This is a genomic window from Methylophilus sp. YYY-1, from assembly GCF_029132825.1.
GTDB classification, from domain to species: Bacteria; Pseudomonadota; Gammaproteobacteria; order Burkholderiales; family Methylophilaceae; genus Methylophilus; species Methylophilus glucosoxydans.
Map to the genome: position 1 here is coordinate 290338 of NZ_WOVG01000004.1, position 17368 is coordinate 307705.

The window sequence follows — 17368 nt, forward strand, 5'->3', positions numbered from 1 at the left end:
CAAGGGACGGCCAGCCAATCAATGCGGCAAGCGTTTAAACCGTGCTGCGTTTCTCTGCATTGACCAGGTTTTTGGGCAGCTGGAACACGACGTTTTCCACTACCCCTTGCAACTCTTCCACCTGGTTGGCGCCCATGCTTTTCAAGGCGGCAATCACTTCCTGTACCAACACCTCAGGAGCTGAGGCCCCTGCGGAAATGCCGATTTTCTTTTTACCTTGTAACCAGGCCGCTTGCAGGTGGCTGGCATTATCGACCATATAGGCTTCTACGCCCTGGTTTTTGGCAACTTCACGCAGGCGGTTTGAGTTAGAGCTATTGGGCGAACCGACAATGATCACCAGATCACAGTCTTTGGCCATGATTTTCACCGCGTCCTGGCGATTTTGCGTGGCATAGCAAATATCATCGCTTTTGGGTGCCTTGATATTGGGAAAGCGTGTTTTGAGGGCGTTGATGACCTGAGTGGCGTCATCCACCGATAAGGTGGTTTGTGTCACGTAGGCCAGTTTGTCAGGGTCGGTGACGGTGAGGGCGGTCACCTCTTCCGGGGTTTCCACCAGATACATGCCTGCCTCGGACTGGCCCATGGTGCCTTCGACTTCTGGATGGCCTTTGTGGCCGATCATAATGATCTCCAGACCATCTTTACGCATTTTGGCGACCTCGATATGCACCTTGGTCACCAGCGGACAAGTGGCGTCAAACGCCGTCAGGCCGCGCGACTCTGCCTCTGCGCGCACCGCTTTGGAAACGCCATGCGCACTAAAAATCACAATGCTGCCTGCCGGAATTTTTTCCAGATCATCGACAAAAATGGCGCCTTTGTCGCGCAATTGACCGACGACAAATTTGTTGTGAACCACTTCATTGCGCACATAAATCGGCGCGCCGAATTTTTCGAGTGCCTGTTCGACAATAATAATGGCACGGTCTACGCCCGCACAAAAGCCACGCGGGTTGGCCAATACGATCTCAGGTGTCACTTCTGTTTGCATAATGAATTCCGTCAAGAGTCTGCTGCTGCAAGTGCCAAGGTCAACCACAAGGGCTGGCAGGCATCAGGTATAATCTGCATTTTTGTTGCTCGCTTAAAGCCCATGTTATGAAAAACACTGCTACCTTGCTGATTACCTGCCCGGATACCAAAGGGATTGTGGCGGCGATTGCGCAATTTTTGTATGAGCACAATGCCAATATTTTACACGCAGACCAGCATCAGGATGCGGAAAATAATCTGTTTTTGATGCGCGTCGAGTGGGACCTGACCAATTTCAATGTGGCAGTGGCCGATTTTGAGCAGGCGTTTGGCCCGGTGGCGCAACGCTTTGCCATGACCTGGCAACTCAAATTGTCTGAGCAAAAAACACGCATGGCGATTATGGTGTCGCAATATGATCATTGCCTGGTAGACCTGCTGCACCGTCATCATAGTGGCGAGCTGGCCTGCGAGATTCCGCTCATTATCAGTAATCATAAAGATACGGAAAAACTGGCGCAGTTCTATGGCATCCCGTTTCACTATTTGCCGATGACCAAGGAAACCAAGGCTGAGGTTGAAGCACAGCAGTTTGCCTTGTTTGATCAACACAAGATTGACCTGATTGTGCTGGCACGGTATATGCAGATTCTGTCCCCGGCGTTTGTCGCACGTTATCCTCAGCGGATTATCAATATCCACCATTCATTTTTGCCAGCCTTTATCGGTGCGCGCCCCTATCACCGGGCATTTGAGCGCGGTGTGAAGCTGATTGGTGCGACCAGCCATTATGTGACTGAGGTATTGGATGAGGGCCCTATTATTGAGCAGGATCTGGCGCGTATTTCTCACCGTGACCAGGTGGAGGACCTGATTCAGAAAGGCCGTGATCTGGAACGGGTTGTGCTCTCCAAAGCCGTGCGCTGGCATATTGAACATCGTATTTTGCTTTATGCGAACAAGACCGTGATTTTTGATTAACACGTATCTTTAACAATAAAAAACCGAAGCAATCAAATGCTTCGGTTTTTTATTGTTTACTGCTGAAAATTGCAATGACGGCCAATGTTACGGCAAGACGCGCTCCAGTTTAAACAGATCAGCAATCTGCTCGCGCTCGCGAATCACATGCACCTGATCGCCGTCTACTAGCACCTCTGCGGCACGTGCACGCGTGTTGTAGTTGCTGGCCATGCTCATGCCATAAGCACCGGCAGAGTGTATGGCCAGATAATCGCCTTCTGCAATTGCCAGTGTCCGGTCATGGCCCAAAAAGTCACCACTTTCGCAGACGGGACCTACGATTTCATAGACTGCAGTCGGTGCCGTAGACGGGGCAATGGTCGTGATATTGTGAAAAGCGTCGTACAAGGCGGGGCGCATGAGGTCGTTCATGGCGGCATCGACGATGGCGAAGTTTTTGGTCTCACCTGGCTTGAGGTATTCGACTTTGGTCAGTAATACGCCTGCATTGCCGACCAGCGCGCGGCCGGGTTCAAACAGTACCTTGACGTTTCTGCCTGCCAGTTTTTGCAGGATGGCTGCCGTATAGGCGGCAAAGTCCGGCGGGGTTTCGTCACTGTAGGTAATGCCTACGCCGCCGCCGACATCAATATGCTGAATAGGGATGCCTTTGGCCGCCAGCGCATCTACTAAACCGAGGACTTTATCCAGCGCATCTAGAAACGGCGATAACTCGGTAATTTGCGAGCCAATATGGCAATCGACGCCATGCACGGCAATGTTGGGCAATTGCGCCGCTTTTTCATACAAAGCCAGTGCATCTTCAAACGCCACGCCAAACTTGTTATTTTTAAGGCCGGTAGAGATATAGGGGTGGGTTTTTGCGTCTACGTTTGGATTGACCCGCAACGAAACCGGGGCCTGTTTACCCAAGCGAGCCGCCACTTGCTGGATACGGTCCAGCTCATTGATAGACTCTACGTTAAAGCAATAGATCCCCGCTTCAAGGGCGGCCTCAATTTCAGCGTGGGATTTCCCTACGCCAGAGAACACGACTTTTTTCGGATCACCGCCAGCTGCAATTACACGGGCCAGCTCTCCGCCAGACACAATGTCAAAGCCGGCACCCAGGCGGGCAAACAGATTCAGTATCGCCAGGCTAGGGTTGGCCTTCACGGCAAAACAGATCAAATGGTCATGCCCACGCAGCCCGGCGGCAAAACGCTCAAACGCCTGCGTGAGTGCTGTCCGCGAATAGACGTAGGTGGGGGTTTGGTGGGTTTGCGCAATATCACGCAAGGCTACATTTTCGGCATGTAGCAGGCCTTGTTGGGTTGAAAACGGGATCACGATGGCGACTTGTCTGATGGCGGTTGTGGTTGAGGATACTGACGCTCAGGAAGATACAAATTGCCTTTGAGGCCACAAGCACTCAGTGTGCATAACAGCAGCGCAAGTGCTATTAATTTTGTAGAGCTGGCAAACATGATCCTGGCGTCCAATCAAAATAAAGCCAGATTTTACCACTAAAGCTGCGCAGGCCCATGCCTGGTCGCGCTCGCTCGGGCCAAGTCTACCGTTTGTCGGCCAAGGGTAACCGCTAGTCGGCTACTGCTAGACAGGAAGAATCGCTGTTTGCATGATAAGGCTGTGCAAAAAGGGGATATTCATGAAGCGTCTTTTACAACAAGGCTTTAGTCTGATTGAAGTGATGGTGGTGGTGGCCATTATCGGCTTGCTCGCCAGCATTGCTGTGCCGGGGTATCAAGATTATGTTAGAAGTGGCAACGCCGCTGAGGCACCAGCCAATCTTGCCAACTGTCGTGTGCAGGCCGAACAGTTTTATCAGGATAATTTTACCTATGTGGGCTTTGTCTGCAACCCAAGTGATGCCAAGTATTTCGATTACTCGATTGATAACCAGTCAGCGACGACTTACACCCTGAAAGCGACAGGCAAGTCAGCGCAGAACATGGGTAATTTTTCATTTACCGTGAACCAGGATAACGCCAAGACCTCCACCTACGACGGCACCACTGGCGCTACTTGCTGGCTGACTTCATCCTCAGGAAGTTGCTAATGCAGCAGCAAGGCTTTACCTTGATTGAGCTGGTAGTCACCATGGCAGTGTTGGTGTCGGTCAGTACTATCGCAATTCCAGCATTCCAGACATCTATTGGAAATGCTCAGGTTCGTACTGTTGCCGAGTCTATTCGTAATGGACTGCAACAAGCTAGGGCGGAAGCCATTAAGCGAAATGCTAGGGTTAAGATGACTCTAGAACAGAATAGCGCATACCAAGTTGGTTGCGTCACAGTGACGCCAAACTGTCCAGCGCTCATTGCACAAAAAAGCGCTATCGAAGGATCATCAAGCAATATCACTGTTACTGCAGATCATAATACTGCAGTGTTTGGTAGCTTTGGCACGCGGGATGCAGCAACACCCATCGCATTGACAGTGGTGAATGTGAGCAATACACAAGTGAGAAGCGAGGAGCTTCGTGCACTAAGGGTTATTTTGACGCCTGGCGGTAACATCAAAGTATGTGACCCCTCAGTGACAGAAAATGGAGACTCGAGAAAATGTTGATTTTTTCTCAAAAAAGAATGGCTAATTTAGCGAGTCAGCAAGGATCAGTCTTGATTGAATCTTTGGTGGCAGTAACTATTTTCAGTATGGGTGTTTTAGCCCTGGTTGGCTTGCAAAGTGCCATGATAAAAAATAGCAGTGATAATCGCTATCGGGCAGAAGCTCAACTCATCGCTCAAACACATATTGCCAATATGATGGCATATGGTGGAGACGCAGCAACCTACGTTTCACAAGTGGATGCTGAAAAAATTAAAACGCAGTTACCAAACGGAACACTTACCTTTTCTGCGATCACGAACAGTATGGTCACAGTGAGTGTCGGATGGCAGGTGCCCGGTGGCAGCCGCCATGTAGTGAATGCGTCAAGCTATTTGTTCGATGTGATGCAATGACGCAATACTTCAATTTTATTCATAAATATCGAAAGCGCTCACTCCAGTCTGGGATGTCGCTTGTTGAGCTGCTAGTTGGGATATTGATCGGCCTGGTAGCCACGCTCGCAATCAGTAATTTATTTAGTGGTTTCGAAGCACGCAAACGCACCATTACCTCTGGCTCAGATGCGCAATCGACAGGCGTTCTTGCCATGTTTTACATGAAGCGAGATGCGCAGAATGCTGGTTATGGTTTGCCACTCAATAATAGCAGTGATCCTTCTCCTTTACTTTGCCCGATTAACACCTCTATTAATCAGGGAGGCGTCATCATCAATCTTTCACCTGTGGTGATTGTGGATGGCGGTGCTGGCAGTGACATTTTGCGCATACGGTATGGAAATCCGTCAGCCGGTGGCGCTTCTTTACGTGCCACCGGAACCATTACTAGCCCCACGCTGGATGGCGCCCTGATTGGTTGCCGTGAAAACGATATTGTTTTATACCGTCAAACGAATTCGAATCCGAATTGTAGCCTGGGGAGATTGCAAAGACTGAATCCTGACCGTGTGATTAACACTCTGTCGGAGCTCAACACAACCCCTACTGCAAGCCCAGTGAGTGATTTGAATGGTTCTGAGTGGGTTAGATTCTCGTGTTTAGGGGCATGGAATCAGTATGAGTACGCTGTAAATGCGGCATTCGAACTTACGCGAACTGGTGGAGTCGAAGGCGGCAATCCTTTTCCTGATAGTACAATCGTACCAATTGTCAGTGATATTGTTTCACTACAAGCCCAGTATGGGGTGACTAATACGATTGACCCAACTTTTGCTGCTGCAAACTCAAGCGCTGTCATCCCCTTTTCAGCAGCAAACTATCTGAATCGCGTTGATCAGTGGGTGGATGCGACCGGAGTATATGGCCCCTCAATAGAGCTTTTGGATCGTAACCGTATTCGTGCAATCCGTATTGCTGTGGTTGCAAGGGATGGTAATTTGCAGAAGAGCGATGTGAGTCAACCTTGTAATGGTGCTGCGACAGGCTTAGCCAGGGTATGCATCTGGCAAGCTGATAATACTCCAGCAAATGTTGACTTAAGTAGCGTTCCCAACTGGCAGCGTTATCGGTATCGCGTGTTTGAAGCCACTGTTCCGTTGAGAAATATTATTTGGAATCGTGATGCGCTATAACTTGATTTTATCTGGTGGGGGAAGTACTTGCACTTCGATACAATCGGGGATTGTGCTGTTTTTTGCATTGCTTGCATTAGCCGTCATGTCCATTGCTGCTGTTGCCTTGATCCGAAGTGTAGATACGAATGCTTTATTGTCAGGGAATATTGTCTATCGTCAATCAGCGAGTACTACATCTAACGTGGCTTTGGAGGGCATTGCGCAAAGCATTGCCACCAATATTTCTCTCACCGACAGTTTAAGTAATCATCCAACATTAGGGTATTACGCCAACTGCAGCCAATTTGATACAAATCCTGATCAATTAATCTGTGATGGCAGCCAATTAACAACCATGACTTGGAATGATGGGAATAGCCGTCTTGCGCCTAACCAAACTGATGGCAACGACGAAATTCGTAATGGCATAGACCGTCAAGGCAATGAAATCCGTTACATCGTTGAGCGTATGTGTAACTACAGCAATGCTGAAATTACCGCTGGTGGTGCGTTAGTCGACTCTAACCGTTGTGTAATGGCAAGTACCAGGGCTTGTGGCGAAGACAGTTCGCATGACTCAGGCAAAAAAGAAGAATTTGAGCCTTGTACCCCTGGATCAGATTTTCCTTTATTTCGTGTAACGCTGCGAATTTCAGGGCCAAAAAATACAGTCACATTTTTGCAGTCTTTTCTCTCGAATTAGGCGGATAGCATGATGAAAAATCGAGGCTTTATGAATAAATTAGTTTGGCTGATTGTATTGATGCCTGCCATTTTGCACGCTGAGTTTCTTGATTTGGCAACCATGCCGCTACAGACTTCAGGCAGTTCAGATGTGAAGCCTAACTTGATGTTTGTGCTGGATAACTCGGGCAGTATGGGCTTTAATTACACCCCTGATTGGGCTGCAGATGACCCTGATGCAAGAACCTATTACAGCTCAGGAAGGTGGAATACCTATGATACAGATGACTGGTTATTTAGTAATTCAGCTTTTAATACACAATTTTATGATCCACAGGTGACCTATTCCACCCCTTTAAACTACCTTGGGACGAGCCTGGCTAACAAAACATCCTACAGTGGCTTTTCTGAAACAGTCACTACCTTTTACGGCACTTACACTAGAGGCAGATCAGCTTATTACTATGCATATGTACCGGGAGAGTACTGTACGACCCCAGCGCTGACGAGCTGCATTATTTCAAAAACGCCTACAGCCACGAATAAGTATCCTGCTGCGATACGTTGGTGCAACTCCGCCTCGGCTTCAGGAAAAAGGCAATTGGATACAACTGGCGGAGTGCAAGACCGCTGCCAAGCAATACGAAATAATGTAACCACTGTAAATGATACAAATACCTATACATTTCTACGTGAACCAAGAGCCACCTATCGGGTGACATTTAGTATCACTGGCTCTGTGAGTGTAACAAGCATCAAAATTAACAACATTGAGTTGCTCTCCTCAGCGACAAGTTCTAGCTCCTCTTCGTCCACAGTTGCCACTAGGGTAAGCAATAATATTTGTACTAGCAGTATCACGGGCAATTGCAAAATTGCTGGAAATACACTTAGCAATGTAAGCGGTGGTAGTTTTAACATTAGTACCTTTGCCGGTGATCCGGTTAACCCTTCAAGTCCAGTTCAAATTACCTTTTCTGGTACTGGCGGGAGTTACACTGCAACAGTCGTCAGTCCTAGTAACAGTGACATTCCTGGCAGCCTGGTTTATCAGGAAATTAGCACAGGTCAAACCAGTTACACCGCGCCAGGCTCCAATAGCAAAGGATTAGATCGAACAGACTGCGCCGGAAGTGTATGTACTTACAATGAAGAGTTTACAAACTTTGCAAACTGGGTGACTTACTATCGTACGAGAATGCTGTCGATGAAGACTGCTGCTAGCCAGGCCTTCAAGTCGCTTGACTCACGTTATCGCGTGGGATTCGTGACAATTAATTCACCAGCTTCAAACTACTTGGCTTTGGCTGCATTTGACAGTACACAAAAGCGTCTTTGGTACGATAAACTTTTTGCTGTGAACCCGACGGGCAGCACGCCATTACGTACAGCGCTTTCAAGTGTAGGCAGACACTTTGCTGGGAAAAAGACACTTGGAACTGACGATCCGATGCAATACGCCTGTCAGGCGAATTTTACCCTCCTAACCACAGATGGTTATTGGAATGATTCCAGTAACCCTACACGCATTAATGGCTCTACAGCGATTGGTAATCAGGATGGAACAGGTACAGCAAGACCTCAATTTGATAGTAGTAATAAATCGAATACTTTAGCAGACACCGCTAAATATTTTTATGATACCGATCTTAGGGATAGCAGCTTGTCCAATTGTAATGGTGCACTTGGCTCTTCAGTGTGTGGAACGGGTGACGATTATCCTAAGCAAAATATGGTCACTTTGACGTTAGGTTTGGGCATAGATGGGACGCTTTTATATAGTGATGATTACAAAACGCAGACGATAGGTGACTTTAAGGATTTGACGAGTGGTACAAAAAACTGGCCTGATCCAACGTTGGCTGAGAACGGTTCTCGCATTGATGATCTCTGGCATGCTGCTGTCAATGCAGGTGGCACTTACTACAGTGCCAGTAATCCAAAATTGTTGCGGGAGTCACTTGCAAAGGGGCTTTCTGAAATCAAATCCATTCAAGGTTCCAGCGCCGCCGCCGCCGCTAGTAGTCTTGCACCTACCACTGGTGATAACTTTCAGTATGTTGCAAGCTACCAGTCTGTCAAATGGACCGGTAACCTTGAGGCGCGAACAGTAAATACAACCTCCCTGCAAACCTCTGAAGCCGCAATCTGGTGTATTGAGAATGTAGCTGCTGAAACTTGTGCTCCGCCAGCTACTTCCTACGCTGCGCCAGATGGTAATTTTTACTGTAAAACCACTAACTCCGATCAAACGACTTGTGAAGGCTCCCAAGGCTCATTAGGATCCGCTTTAAACTTTAGCGAACCGGCCTCTTGTTATGTGCAGATTGCGCGTAGTTGCAATGGAAAGTTACGGAATCAGCTAGGACAGAGAAAGATATTCTTTAATTACAACAATTCTCTGGCGCTGTTCACAGCTGATAATTTGCCGGTTGAGCATAAAACTGCGCTGAACAATGGATATTTAGCATTGAGTCAAATGCAAGGCCTACCTGCCTCAGATCCTAAAATCACTGATGCGACAAAAGTGACTAAGATAGTTGACTTCATTTCAGGGAATAAAACCTATGAAGACTCTAGCTCAAATACAGTGGCTGCAAATCGATTGTTTCGAGAGCGGCAAGCGGTTCTCGGTGATATTTCCCAATCTAGGCCGGTGTATTTCAAAAGCTCTAATGTGAGCTATCTTGATGCTAACTACAAAGCCTATAAAAGCGCCACGTCCACCCGTACACCAGCAGTATACGTGGGCGCAAATGATGGGATGCTACACGCATTTAATGCGAATGATGGTACTGAAATGTGGGCATTTATTCCTACACCAGTCATTACTAATCTAGCAAATCTTGCTGATAAAGAATATGGTGCCAATTATCACACCAATTACGTGAATGGTAATCCAGTCGTAGCTGATGTATGTATCTCAGGTTGCTCTGGCAGCTCTGCAGTTTGGCGAACTATTCTCGTTTCAGGATTAAATGGTGGAGGGCGCGGATATTTTGCGATTGATGTTACAAGTCCTGAATCGCCAGTTTTGTTGTGGGAATTTTATGCACAAGCTTCTGGTGCAAATAGTAATCTCGGTTACAGTTTTGGCAATCCCATCATTACAAAAATGCAAGATGGGCGCTGGGTAGTTTTGTTAACTTCTGGATACAACAATGGGACTTATGCGCGAAAATTAAATGATGGTAGCTTTGCCACCAACAATCCAATTGGGGATGGTGGGGGATATTTGTATGTGTTAGATGCAAACACTGGCGCATTGTTAAAAACACTTTCTACTGGTGAGGGAAGTGCAGCTAATCCTAGCGGCCTTGCAAAAATTTCTACTTATACTGAGCAGATGTTTGAGAACAATACCGCGGTGAGTGTATATGGAGGTGATTTAAATGGTAACGTTTGGCGCTTTAATATCAACACTAATGCAGTGACTAAAATTGCCAGTTTGCGTGATGGCGGTGGCAATGTTCAAAAAATCACCACTAAGCCTGAGTTAGGCAAGATTGATAAAAATGTTGTGGTAATGATAGGTACCGGAAAATTTTTGGAGCCTGCTGATCTTACAAATACGCCTCAGAACTCAGTGTATACGTTTAAGGATAACGGTCAAACAACGGCAATTGGACGCAGTCAATTAGTGACGCAAATATTGGGTGGAAACAGGACTGTGACTGCTAATCCGGTGAGTTATACAAGTGGATATGGATGGTTGTTAGATTTTCCAGCTGGCGAACGTGTGAATCTTGATCCACTATTGCTAAATGGCGTTTTATTAATGCCGACATTAGTCCCTAGTAGTGAGGCTTGTAGTGGCGCCGGATATGGATGGTTCAACTATTTTAATTATAAAAAAGGCGGTTCAGTTGTCGCAAGTGGTATTGTTTCAGAGAAAATGACCACACCTGCGGTAGGTTTCAATATTGTCTACGATGCCAATGGCGTACCACATGTATTAATCACTGGCAGTAATGATCCAACCCCTTTTGAGGCGACATTAAGCAAGCAGGTTTTCGGTTTGCAAAATACCATCAAGTCCAATGAAATTTTTCAGCAGAAAACGAATGGCAGCTACGGTACTAAACAGAGCTGGCGGGAGTTAATCCAATAAGAAAGTACAGGCAGTTCATGAAAATACAAAAGCCCCAATGCGCATTGGGGCTTTTTATTACTTGATGCGGATTACTTTACCTTTTTTGCAAATACATACAATATCAGGCAAATTGCGACGATGATGCCAATCAGTGTGTAGATGCCTGCTGCGCCTAAAAACATGGTTGCCTCCTTCTCGTCCGGTTGAAGAGAAGTTTTATTGTAGGCAAACGTCAGGCGGGTGTCTATCAGTTGAGGGCTGGACCAGTTGGGTGTCTGGGCAAGCGATATGCGATGCAATGCCACGCTATGAACTGCGTGGAGGTGTGAGGCAAACTGCCGGTGTGTTTTACACAACTTCCAGCGTCAGCTCAGCAGGTTTGTAAATTGCCTGAATGTTGCTGTCTGCAGTGATATCTTCAGCCAGATACATAATGTCCTGCGCCGTCATCAATTCTGGCATGCTGGCGGTATAAGTCAGCGGCTCGTCTTGTTGCAAGTCTTTCATGGGGCGTCCTTTAGTTCTGTTTATGTATACTTGTATTAACGTCATCAGGTTTCCATTCTTGAATTAATTTGTTCATGCGATCATTTAAATCTATGTTAATGGTCTTGTATGACGCTTTAATGAACCAATCCAGCTTTTATAAGGGCTGTCGGCCGGTTTGGCTTAAAATATTGGCAGGGTTGAACAACAAAAAGGAGTCGGATGCATGCGTGCGAGTCGGTTTATGTGGGTTGTGTTGATGGCCATGCTGGCGGCGGTGGGGTATTGGTATTGGCAATCGCTGCAGTTGCCAGCGTCTGCACCTGCGCAAAGTGCGCTGGCTCATACTATCAATGAGTGTGATTTGATTGCCAGTAAGGTAGCGGCCGCGTTACCAGAGCAACTGCCCTTCCAGAAGCTGGAAAAAGCGGCTAGACAGTCACGCGTGTTGGAACATTGCATGCAAGACCGGGGCTATCAGGAAAATCCTGACTGGGTGGTTGCCGCGAACAATCAGGCGAAAGCGATGGCCTCTGCCCAAGGAATTTCAGACAGCGAAGCCTATGAGACATTGCGCCGTAAAGCCATGTTGCAGTCAGACCAGCAACCGGGCTACTGGCGCAAACGGCCTTGAGGCATCAACGCTTTTGACCCAGGTAGTCGGTTTTGCCCAGTGGCACCCCAATATGGCGCAAAATGTTGTATGCCGTGGTGACATGAAAATACACATTGGGCATGACCCATTTTTCGAGATAATCCAAGCCGGTGAAGGTCAGATCCACTTTACGTATGGTTAACACCACTTCTTTATGTTCGGCGCCTTCCAGCTGTGAAGGCTTGATGGCTTCGAGAAACGCGACTGTCTTAGTGATTCTGGCGTAGAGCTGTTCAAAACTTGCTTCATCATCCGCATATTGCGGAATGTCTATGCCAGCCAGTCGTCCACCCGCCCCTTTGCTCATGTCACTCACCAGTTGCACTTGTTTGGTTAATGGGTACATGTCCACATACAAGCGGCTATTCAGTAGCACTTCTGGTGCGACTTTTTTCTGTTCTGCATAGGCTTCCCCTTGCCGCAGAATGTGCTCGAGATTTTGCAGGTTACGAATCAGCGGGGCGATACTGGCATCATAAAGTTGCATGTGGAATACGCTTTCAATAGTCATGACGCCGATATTGTAGCGCCTCAGCAATATGCTTATCCAGAATGTGTTCGGCCTGGGCCAGGTCAGCGATGGTTCTGGCGACCTTGAGGATGCGGTGATAGCTGCGGGCAGAAAGTGAAAACTTTTGCACCGCCATTTGCAGTAAGTGATTCGCCTGCTCACCCAATTGGCAATGGGTGGAAATTTCGAGCGCACCCAAGGCTGCATTCGGTTTCTGTTGGCGGGTCAGTTGACGCTCTCGCGCCTGAATCACGCGCGCACGAATGGCTGTACTCTGCTCACCATGATGGTCATGTGACAACTCTTCTGGCTTGAGTGATGGCACATCAATATTCATGTCTATCCTGTCCAGCAGCGGGCCGGAAAGTTTATTTTTATAGCGCAGAATTTGCTCAGGCGTACAGCGGCAGCGTTGGTTATAGTGCCCGTAATAGCCGCATGGACAAGGATTCATCGCTGCAAGCAATTGAAACTGGGCCGGGAAAGTTGCTTGTCTGGCTGCCCGAGAAATGGTGATATTGCCACTTTCCAGCGGCTCGCGGAGCACCTCCAGCACTTTCCTGTCGAACTCAGGCAGCTCATCCAAAAATAACACGCCGTGATGGGCAAGGCTGATCTCTCCGGGTCTGGGCACACTGCCACCACCCACCAGTGCCACGGCAGAGGCGGTGTGATGTGGCGCCCTGAATGGCCGCTTTTTCCATTGGCTGGCCGGAAACTGGCCGGTCAGTGACAAAATTGCCGCACTTTCCAGCGCTTCCTGCGTAGTCATGTCAGGCAGAATACTATTAAACCGGTTCGCCAGCATGCTTTTGCCTGTGCCTGGCGGGCCGCTCATCAATAAACTATGTTGGCCCGCCGCGGCAATTTCCAGGGCGCGCTTGGCGCGCAATTGACCCTTGACTTCGAAGTAATCCGGAAAGCTTAACGAGGATTCTGACAGCACCAGCGGGTGAGGGGGCAGCGATTGTTTGCCAGACAGATGGGCACAGACTTCAAGCAGGCTATTCGCGGCAAAAATGGAACATCCCTCAACCAGGCTTGCCTCATGCGCACTCTCCTGGGGCAAAATCGCCGCCCTTTTGTGCGCCGGGCCCTGAATCAGTTGGTAAGTCATCGCCAGGGCGCCGCGTATCGGCCTTAACTCGCCTGTTAGTGCCAGCTCACCAGCGATGACATAGTTGGCCAGCGCTTGTTTAGGTAATTGCCCGGAGGCTGCCAGAATCCCAAGCGCAATCGGCAAATCGTAACGGCCACCCTCTTTGGGCAGATCTGCCGGTGCCAGGTTAACTGTAATCCGCCGCGCCGGGAATTCAAACTGTGCGGTTTGAATCGCCGCCCTAACCCGGTCTTTGCTCTCTTTCACTTCGGTTTCTGGCAGCCCGACGATAGTGAAGCTGGGCAGGCCATTGGCGAGATGCACTTCTACCACCACTTCTGGTGCATCCATCCCACTCAGGGCCCGACTGTATAACACGGCCAAACTCATGTAGCACTCCCGCACCAAAGAATGCTAGCAATTGTAAATTAAATTTTACTTTCTGGCGGTGTCGGCTTGTTCTAGCTGGCTGATTTTTTCTTCAAGCTGTTTTAATTGTTGCTGCGTGCGTGCCAGCAAAGCGGCCTGAATATCAAATTCCTCGCGCGAAACAAGTTCCATTTTGGGGAGCATGCCCTGAATTAGTGCATGCAAGTTGGTTTCAAGCTCTGAAATGGGGCTTGAATCAATTAGTTGTTTGATTTTAAAAGATAATTCTTTAATTTTTTCATTTGAAAATAGCATGGCAGGCTCTCCTTAGGGTCACATTCTAGCATGTAAGGCCCTCGAAAAAAGGGGTGTAAATGGTTGATTTTTATGTGTTTTCAATTAAAAACATGTTGTTGTGCTGCTAATGTAAGTATTTAATTTAAGTATTTTAATTAAGATATTGATTTTTAATGTTTATATGGGTTGGCACGTGCCTTGCTTTTAGGTCAATGTTGTTTCATTCTCGTTTACAACAATTTGATCAAGATTTTCACAGAGAGAGGACCTATAAATGCGTCAATCTATTTTGCTCACAGCAGTATTGAGTGCAATGTCATTTGCACAAGTTTCATACGCAGCTGAAGAAGCCAAGGAAGAAGCCAAATCTGACTGGACTGCCACTGGTAACGTTGCTTTGGTGTCTGATTATTACTTTCGCGGTATTTCACAATCATGGCACAAGCCCACTGCCCAAGGCGGTATGGATATTACTCATTCAAGTGGTTTTTATGCAGGGGTATGGGGGTCTGGTGTAACACCAAACACTTATCCGGATGCTAACACAGAGATTGATTTATATGCTGGGTTCAACGGTTCTATCCCAGTTGTTGAGAAGCTGGGTTACACCGTTGGTGTTTATGGATATTTCTATCCAGGTGGCTCTTGGAAGAAATATAAATTTACAGGTGATAACAATCCAGATGGCACTTTGAAAAGTCAAACTCCGAAGGGTGGTCGTTGGGATACATATGAATTCAACGCAGGTCTTTCATATGATTGGATTAGTGCGAAAGTTTCTTACACTTTAACTGATTGGTTCGGTGCAGATAAAGATACTGGCTGGGATGGTAGTACTAAAGGATCTACCTACTTTGAGTTGAATGCTGCGTATCCATTGCCTTGGTGGGATTTAACGCTTATTGCTCACGTTGGACGTTTAAATGTTGCTGGTAAACTAGACCCTAATGCTGACTTTTCTGCAATCGGTGGTGGTTCAGCACCTAGCGCATCTACATCAGGCGCTACTAATCCTGATTACACAGACTGGAAGATTGGTTTGAGTAAAGCATTCAAAATTGGTGCTACTGAAGGTTGGAATGCTGGGGTCTACTGGATTGAGTCAGACAACTCTCGTTATTGGGGTCGTAATGGCTATGGCGGCTCAAGCTTTAATGGAGCACCATCAACACAATTTAAGAACCTGAATGATGGTCGTTTTGTTTTAACATTAGGCCGTACATTCTAAGTAAGCAAGTTTTAGATCTGGCGGGCATGTGCCTGCCAGAGTTAACAACGGGAGAAGCAAATGAAATTTGTATCCGCAATAATCAAGCCATTCAAGCTTGATGAGGTGCGTGAGGCTTTGTCCAATATCGGCGTACAAGGCATCACTGTCACTGAAGTCAAAGGATTTGGCCGTCAAAAAGGGCACACTGAGTTGTATCGTGGTGCTGAATATGTCGTAGATTTTTTGCCTAAAGTTAAACTCGAAGTTGCGATCAAAGATGACATGCTGGATCAGGTCGTAGACGCGATTGAAAAAGCAGCCGCAACAGGCAAAATCGGCGATGGCAAAGTCTTTGTCTTCGATTTGGAACAAGTTTACCGTATACGTACCGGCGAAACCGGTCCGGATGCGCTATAAGAAAGGGCTTCTGTTATGAAGAAAATTCTTTCCATATTATCGCTGGTCGCCGTGATGGGTCTGGCGGCATGCCCAGTCAGTTATGCAGAAGAAACTGTGACCGAAACCATCACAGTACAAGAAACCGTTTCTACTGATGCGGCACCTGCGGCCGAAGCGCCTGCAGCGGCCGAAGCTGCCCCTGCTGCTGAAGCAGCACCAGTCCCAACGCTGGATGTGGGTAATACCGCGTTTATGATTGTTGCCACTGTGCTGGTGATTTTGATGACGATTCCTGGCCTGGCGTTGTTCTACGGCGGTTTGGTGCGTCAGAAAAATATGTTGTCAGTGCTGATGCAAGTGTTTGTTGTCTTCTCTATGATTTCTGTATTGTGGGCTGCGTATGGTTACAGCATGGCTTTCAGCGAAGGTAACATGATTGTCGGTGGATTAAGCAAGGCGTTTCTGGCGGGTATTACACCTGCTAGTTTGTCTGGCACGATTCCAGAGTATGTATTCTTAACCTTCCAGCTGACATTTGCTGCCATTACACCGGGGTTGATTGTTGGTGGTTTTGCTGAGCGTATGAAGTTCTCTGCTGTATTGTTGTTCACGGCATTGTGGGTGACTTTTGCCTACATCCCAATCGCACACATGGTATGGGGCGGTGGTTACCTGGCAGAGCTGGGTGCCAAAGACTTTGCTGGTGGTACTGTCGTACATATCAACGCTGGTATCGCTGCCTTGATTGGTGCCATCATGTTGGGCAAACGTATTGGTTACGGTAAAGAAGCCATGCCTCCGCACAACCTGGTGATGACCATGATTGGTGCTTCCTTGCTGTGGGTAGGTTGGTTTGGCTTTAACGTCGGTAGTGAACTGGCTGCTGATGGCATTGCCGGTATGGTGCTGATCAATACACAATTGGCAACAGGTTCTGCTGTACTGGGCTGGATTTTTGCTGAATGGTTGTTCAGAGGTAAGCCAAGCATGCTGGGTGCCGCTTCTGGTGCAGTGGCTGGTTTGGTTGCGATTACCCCTGCTTGCGGCTTTATCGGCCCGATGGGTTCGATCATCCTTGGCTTCACTGCCAGCTTTGTCAGCCTGTGGGGCGTGACTAAACTGAAAGGTGCGCTGGGCTACGATGACTCACTGGATGTGTTCGGTGTGCACGGCTTGGCCGGTATCTGGGGTGCGGTGGGCACTGGCGTGTTGATGTCACCAGGTTTGGGTGGTGTTGGTTACGCAGAAGGTGTGACGATGGGTGGTCAGGTCTCTACTCAGATCATCGCAGTGGTCGTGACCTTGATCTGGACAGGTATTGTGAGCGTCATTCTTTACAAAGTGGTAGATGCGGTTGTCGGTCTGCGTGTGAGTGAAGAATATGAGCGCGAAGGTCTGGACACGACTGAACATGGCGAACGTGCTTACAGCTTGTAATCGTTGTGTGGTATAAAGAAACGGCTCTAGTTAGAGCCGTTTT

General features: G+C 47.8%; 18 protein-coding genes. 11 read left to right on the forward strand and 7 right to left on the reverse strand.

Going from position 1 to position 17368, the window contains the following annotated elements; genetic code table 11:
- Positions 1-34: 34 nt before the first annotated feature.
- Positions 35-997, reverse strand: coding sequence for a 4-hydroxy-3-methylbut-2-enyl diphosphate reductase (gene ispH / locus GOC95_RS12880; protein WP_275357581.1), 963 nt, complete (start codon positions 995-997; stop codon positions 35-37).
- Positions 998-1104: 107 nt separating this feature from the next.
- Here ispH and purU point away from each other — a divergent pair, with 107 nt between their 5' ends.
- On the forward strand, positions 1105-1959 hold the full coding sequence (gene purU, locus GOC95_RS12885; RefSeq protein WP_275357583.1) for a formyltetrahydrofolate deformylase: 855 nt from the start codon (positions 1105-1107) through the stop codon (positions 1957-1959).
- 87 nt (positions 1960-2046) lie between these two features.
- On the opposite strand, the gene lysA is transcribed toward purU, so the two are convergent.
- The gene (gene lysA, locus GOC95_RS12890) at positions 2047-3291 is read right to left on the reverse strand and encodes a diaminopimelate decarboxylase (RefSeq protein WP_275357584.1); all 1245 of its coding nucleotides are present in this window, start codon (positions 3289-3291) and stop codon (positions 2047-2049) included.
- Between the two features lie 319 nt (positions 3292-3610).
- Between lysA and GOC95_RS12895 the strand changes: the two genes are divergently transcribed.
- The 6 genes from GOC95_RS12895 to GOC95_RS12920 are packed head-to-tail and all read left to right on the forward strand — an operon-like array spanning position 3611 to position 10880.
- Positions 3611-4021, forward strand: a complete 411-nt coding sequence (locus GOC95_RS12895) for a type IV pilin protein (RefSeq protein WP_275357585.1) — start codon at positions 3611-3613, stop codon at positions 4019-4021.
- Positions 4021-4533, forward strand: coding sequence for a prepilin-type N-terminal cleavage/methylation domain-containing protein (locus tag GOC95_RS12900; RefSeq protein ID WP_275357586.1), 513 nt, complete (start codon positions 4021-4023; stop codon positions 4531-4533). Before GOC95_RS12895 ends, GOC95_RS12900 begins: the two co-directional genes overlap by 1 nt.
- Complete coding sequence (locus tag GOC95_RS12905; protein WP_275357588.1) at positions 4527-4928, forward strand: hypothetical protein; 402 nt, start codon at positions 4527-4529, stop codon at positions 4926-4928. Before GOC95_RS12900 ends, GOC95_RS12905 begins: the two co-directional genes overlap by 7 nt.
- Positions 4925-6103 carry a PilW family protein gene (locus GOC95_RS12910; RefSeq protein ID WP_275357590.1) on the forward strand — a complete coding sequence of 393 codons (1179 nt, stop codon included), beginning with the start codon at positions 4925-4927 and terminating at the stop codon, positions 6101-6103. Before GOC95_RS12905 ends, GOC95_RS12910 begins: the two co-directional genes overlap by 4 nt.
- Complete coding sequence (locus GOC95_RS12915; protein WP_275357591.1) at positions 6093-6788, forward strand: pilus assembly PilX N-terminal domain-containing protein; 696 nt, start codon at positions 6093-6095, stop codon at positions 6786-6788. The genes GOC95_RS12910 and GOC95_RS12915 overlap by 11 nt, the downstream gene beginning before the upstream one ends.
- A 9-nt stretch (positions 6789-6797) precedes the next feature.
- Entirely contained in the window at positions 6798-10880 is a 4083-nt protein-coding gene (locus tag GOC95_RS12920) for a PilC/PilY family type IV pilus protein (RefSeq protein ID WP_275357593.1), read from the forward strand.
- A 71-nt stretch (positions 10881-10951) separates the two neighbouring features.
- Here the strand turns inward: GOC95_RS12920 and GOC95_RS12925 are convergent, their stop codons facing one another.
- Together GOC95_RS12925 and GOC95_RS12930 are read right to left on the reverse strand one after the other, a co-directional pair.
- Positions 10952-11167: a hypothetical protein gene (locus tag GOC95_RS12925; protein WP_275357594.1), complete on the reverse strand. Its 216-nt coding sequence runs from the start codon at positions 11165-11167 to the stop codon at positions 10952-10954.
- Positions 11168-11210: 43 nt separating this feature from the next.
- Positions 11211-11369, reverse strand: a complete 159-nt coding sequence (locus GOC95_RS12930) for a hypothetical protein (protein ID WP_194749004.1) — start codon at positions 11367-11369, stop codon at positions 11211-11213.
- Positions 11370-11574: 205 nt separating this feature from the next.
- Between GOC95_RS12930 and GOC95_RS12935 the strand changes: the two genes are divergently transcribed.
- On the forward strand, positions 11575-11982 hold the full coding sequence (locus tag GOC95_RS12935; RefSeq protein WP_275357596.1) for a hypothetical protein: 408 nt from the start codon (positions 11575-11577) through the stop codon (positions 11980-11982).
- A gap of 4 nt (positions 11983-11986) precedes the next feature.
- Here the strand turns inward: GOC95_RS12935 and GOC95_RS12940 are convergent, their stop codons facing one another.
- From GOC95_RS12940 to GOC95_RS12950, 3 genes are read right to left on the reverse strand one after another with little or no spacing between them, the layout of a single operon-like run.
- Positions 11987-12490 (reverse strand): DUF1993 domain-containing protein, encoded by a 504-nt coding sequence (locus tag GOC95_RS12940; RefSeq protein ID WP_275357598.1) that lies wholly within the window; start codon positions 12488-12490, stop codon positions 11987-11989.
- Between the two features lie 13 nt (positions 12491-12503).
- Positions 12504-14003, reverse strand: a complete 1500-nt coding sequence (locus GOC95_RS12945; protein WP_275357599.1) for a YifB family Mg chelatase-like AAA ATPase — start codon at positions 14001-14003, stop codon at positions 12504-12506.
- A gap of 45 nt (positions 14004-14048) precedes the next feature.
- Positions 14049-14297 carry an accessory factor UbiK family protein gene (locus GOC95_RS12950; RefSeq protein ID WP_275357601.1) on the reverse strand — a complete coding sequence of 83 codons (249 nt, stop codon included), beginning with the start codon at positions 14295-14297 and terminating at the stop codon, positions 14049-14051.
- 256 nt (positions 14298-14553) lie between these two features.
- Here GOC95_RS12950 and GOC95_RS12955 point away from each other — a divergent pair, with 256 nt between their 5' ends.
- From GOC95_RS12955 to amt, 3 genes are read left to right on the forward strand one after another with little or no spacing between them, the layout of a single operon-like run.
- On the forward strand, positions 14554-15507 hold the full coding sequence (locus GOC95_RS12955; protein WP_275357602.1) for a TorF family putative porin: 954 nt from the start codon (positions 14554-14556) through the stop codon (positions 15505-15507).
- Between the two features lie 60 nt (positions 15508-15567).
- Complete coding sequence (gene glnK / locus GOC95_RS12960) at positions 15568-15906, forward strand: P-II family nitrogen regulator (RefSeq protein WP_018986930.1); 339 nt, start codon at positions 15568-15570, stop codon at positions 15904-15906.
- 15 nt (positions 15907-15921) lie between these two features.
- The gene (amt, locus tag GOC95_RS12965) at positions 15922-17325 is read left to right on the forward strand and encodes an ammonium transporter (RefSeq protein ID WP_275357611.1); all 1404 of its coding nucleotides are present in this window, start codon (positions 15922-15924) and stop codon (positions 17323-17325) included.
- Positions 17326-17368 lie beyond the last annotated feature (43 nt).

What these genes read in the sequence shown, in the direction of transcription:
- GOC95_RS12920 (WP_275357593.1), top strand. Translation starts at nt 6,798, where the DNA reads ATGATGAAAAATCGAGGCTTTATGAATAAATTAGTTTGGCTGATTGTA.
- amt (WP_275357611.1), top strand. Translation starts at nt 15,922, where the DNA reads ATGAAGAAAATTCTTTCCATATTATCGCTGGTCGCCGTGATGGGTCTG.
- GOC95_RS12905 (WP_275357588.1), top strand. Translation starts at nt 4,527, where the DNA reads ATGTTGATTTTTTCTCAAAAAAGAATGGCTAATTTAGCGAGTCAGCAA.
- GOC95_RS12940 (WP_275357598.1), bottom strand. Translation starts at nt 12,490, where the DNA reads ATGCAACTTTATGATGCCAGTATCGCCCCGCTGATTCGTAACCTGCAA.
- GOC95_RS12895 (WP_275357585.1), top strand. Translation starts at nt 3,611, where the DNA reads ATGAAGCGTCTTTTACAACAAGGCTTTAGTCTGATTGAAGTGATGGTG.
- GOC95_RS12915 (WP_275357591.1), top strand. Translation starts at nt 6,093, where the DNA reads ATGCGCTATAACTTGATTTTATCTGGTGGGGGAAGTACTTGCACTTCG.
- GOC95_RS12950 (WP_275357601.1), bottom strand. Translation starts at nt 14,297, where the DNA reads ATGCTATTTTCAAATGAAAAAATTAAAGAATTATCTTTTAAAATCAAA.
- GOC95_RS12955 (WP_275357602.1), top strand. Translation starts at nt 14,554, where the DNA reads ATGCGTCAATCTATTTTGCTCACAGCAGTATTGAGTGCAATGTCATTT.
- ispH (WP_275357581.1), bottom strand. Translation starts at nt 997, where the DNA reads ATGCAAACAGAAGTGACACCTGAGATCGTATTGGCCAACCCGCGTGGC.
- glnK (WP_018986930.1), top strand. Translation starts at nt 15,568, where the DNA reads ATGAAATTTGTATCCGCAATAATCAAGCCATTCAAGCTTGATGAGGTG.
- GOC95_RS12945 (WP_275357599.1), bottom strand. Translation starts at nt 14,003, where the DNA reads ATGAGTTTGGCCGTGTTATACAGTCGGGCCCTGAGTGGGATGGATGCA.
- GOC95_RS12930 (WP_194749004.1), bottom strand. Translation starts at nt 11,369, where the DNA reads ATGAAAGACTTGCAACAAGACGAGCCGCTGACTTATACCGCCAGCATG.
- GOC95_RS12910 (WP_275357590.1), top strand. Translation starts at nt 4,925, where the DNA reads ATGACGCAATACTTCAATTTTATTCATAAATATCGAAAGCGCTCACTC.
- GOC95_RS12900 (WP_275357586.1), top strand. Translation starts at nt 4,021, where the DNA reads ATGCAGCAGCAAGGCTTTACCTTGATTGAGCTGGTAGTCACCATGGCA.
- purU (WP_275357583.1), top strand. Translation starts at nt 1,105, where the DNA reads ATGAAAAACACTGCTACCTTGCTGATTACCTGCCCGGATACCAAAGGG.
- GOC95_RS12935 (WP_275357596.1), top strand. Translation starts at nt 11,575, where the DNA reads ATGCGTGCGAGTCGGTTTATGTGGGTTGTGTTGATGGCCATGCTGGCG.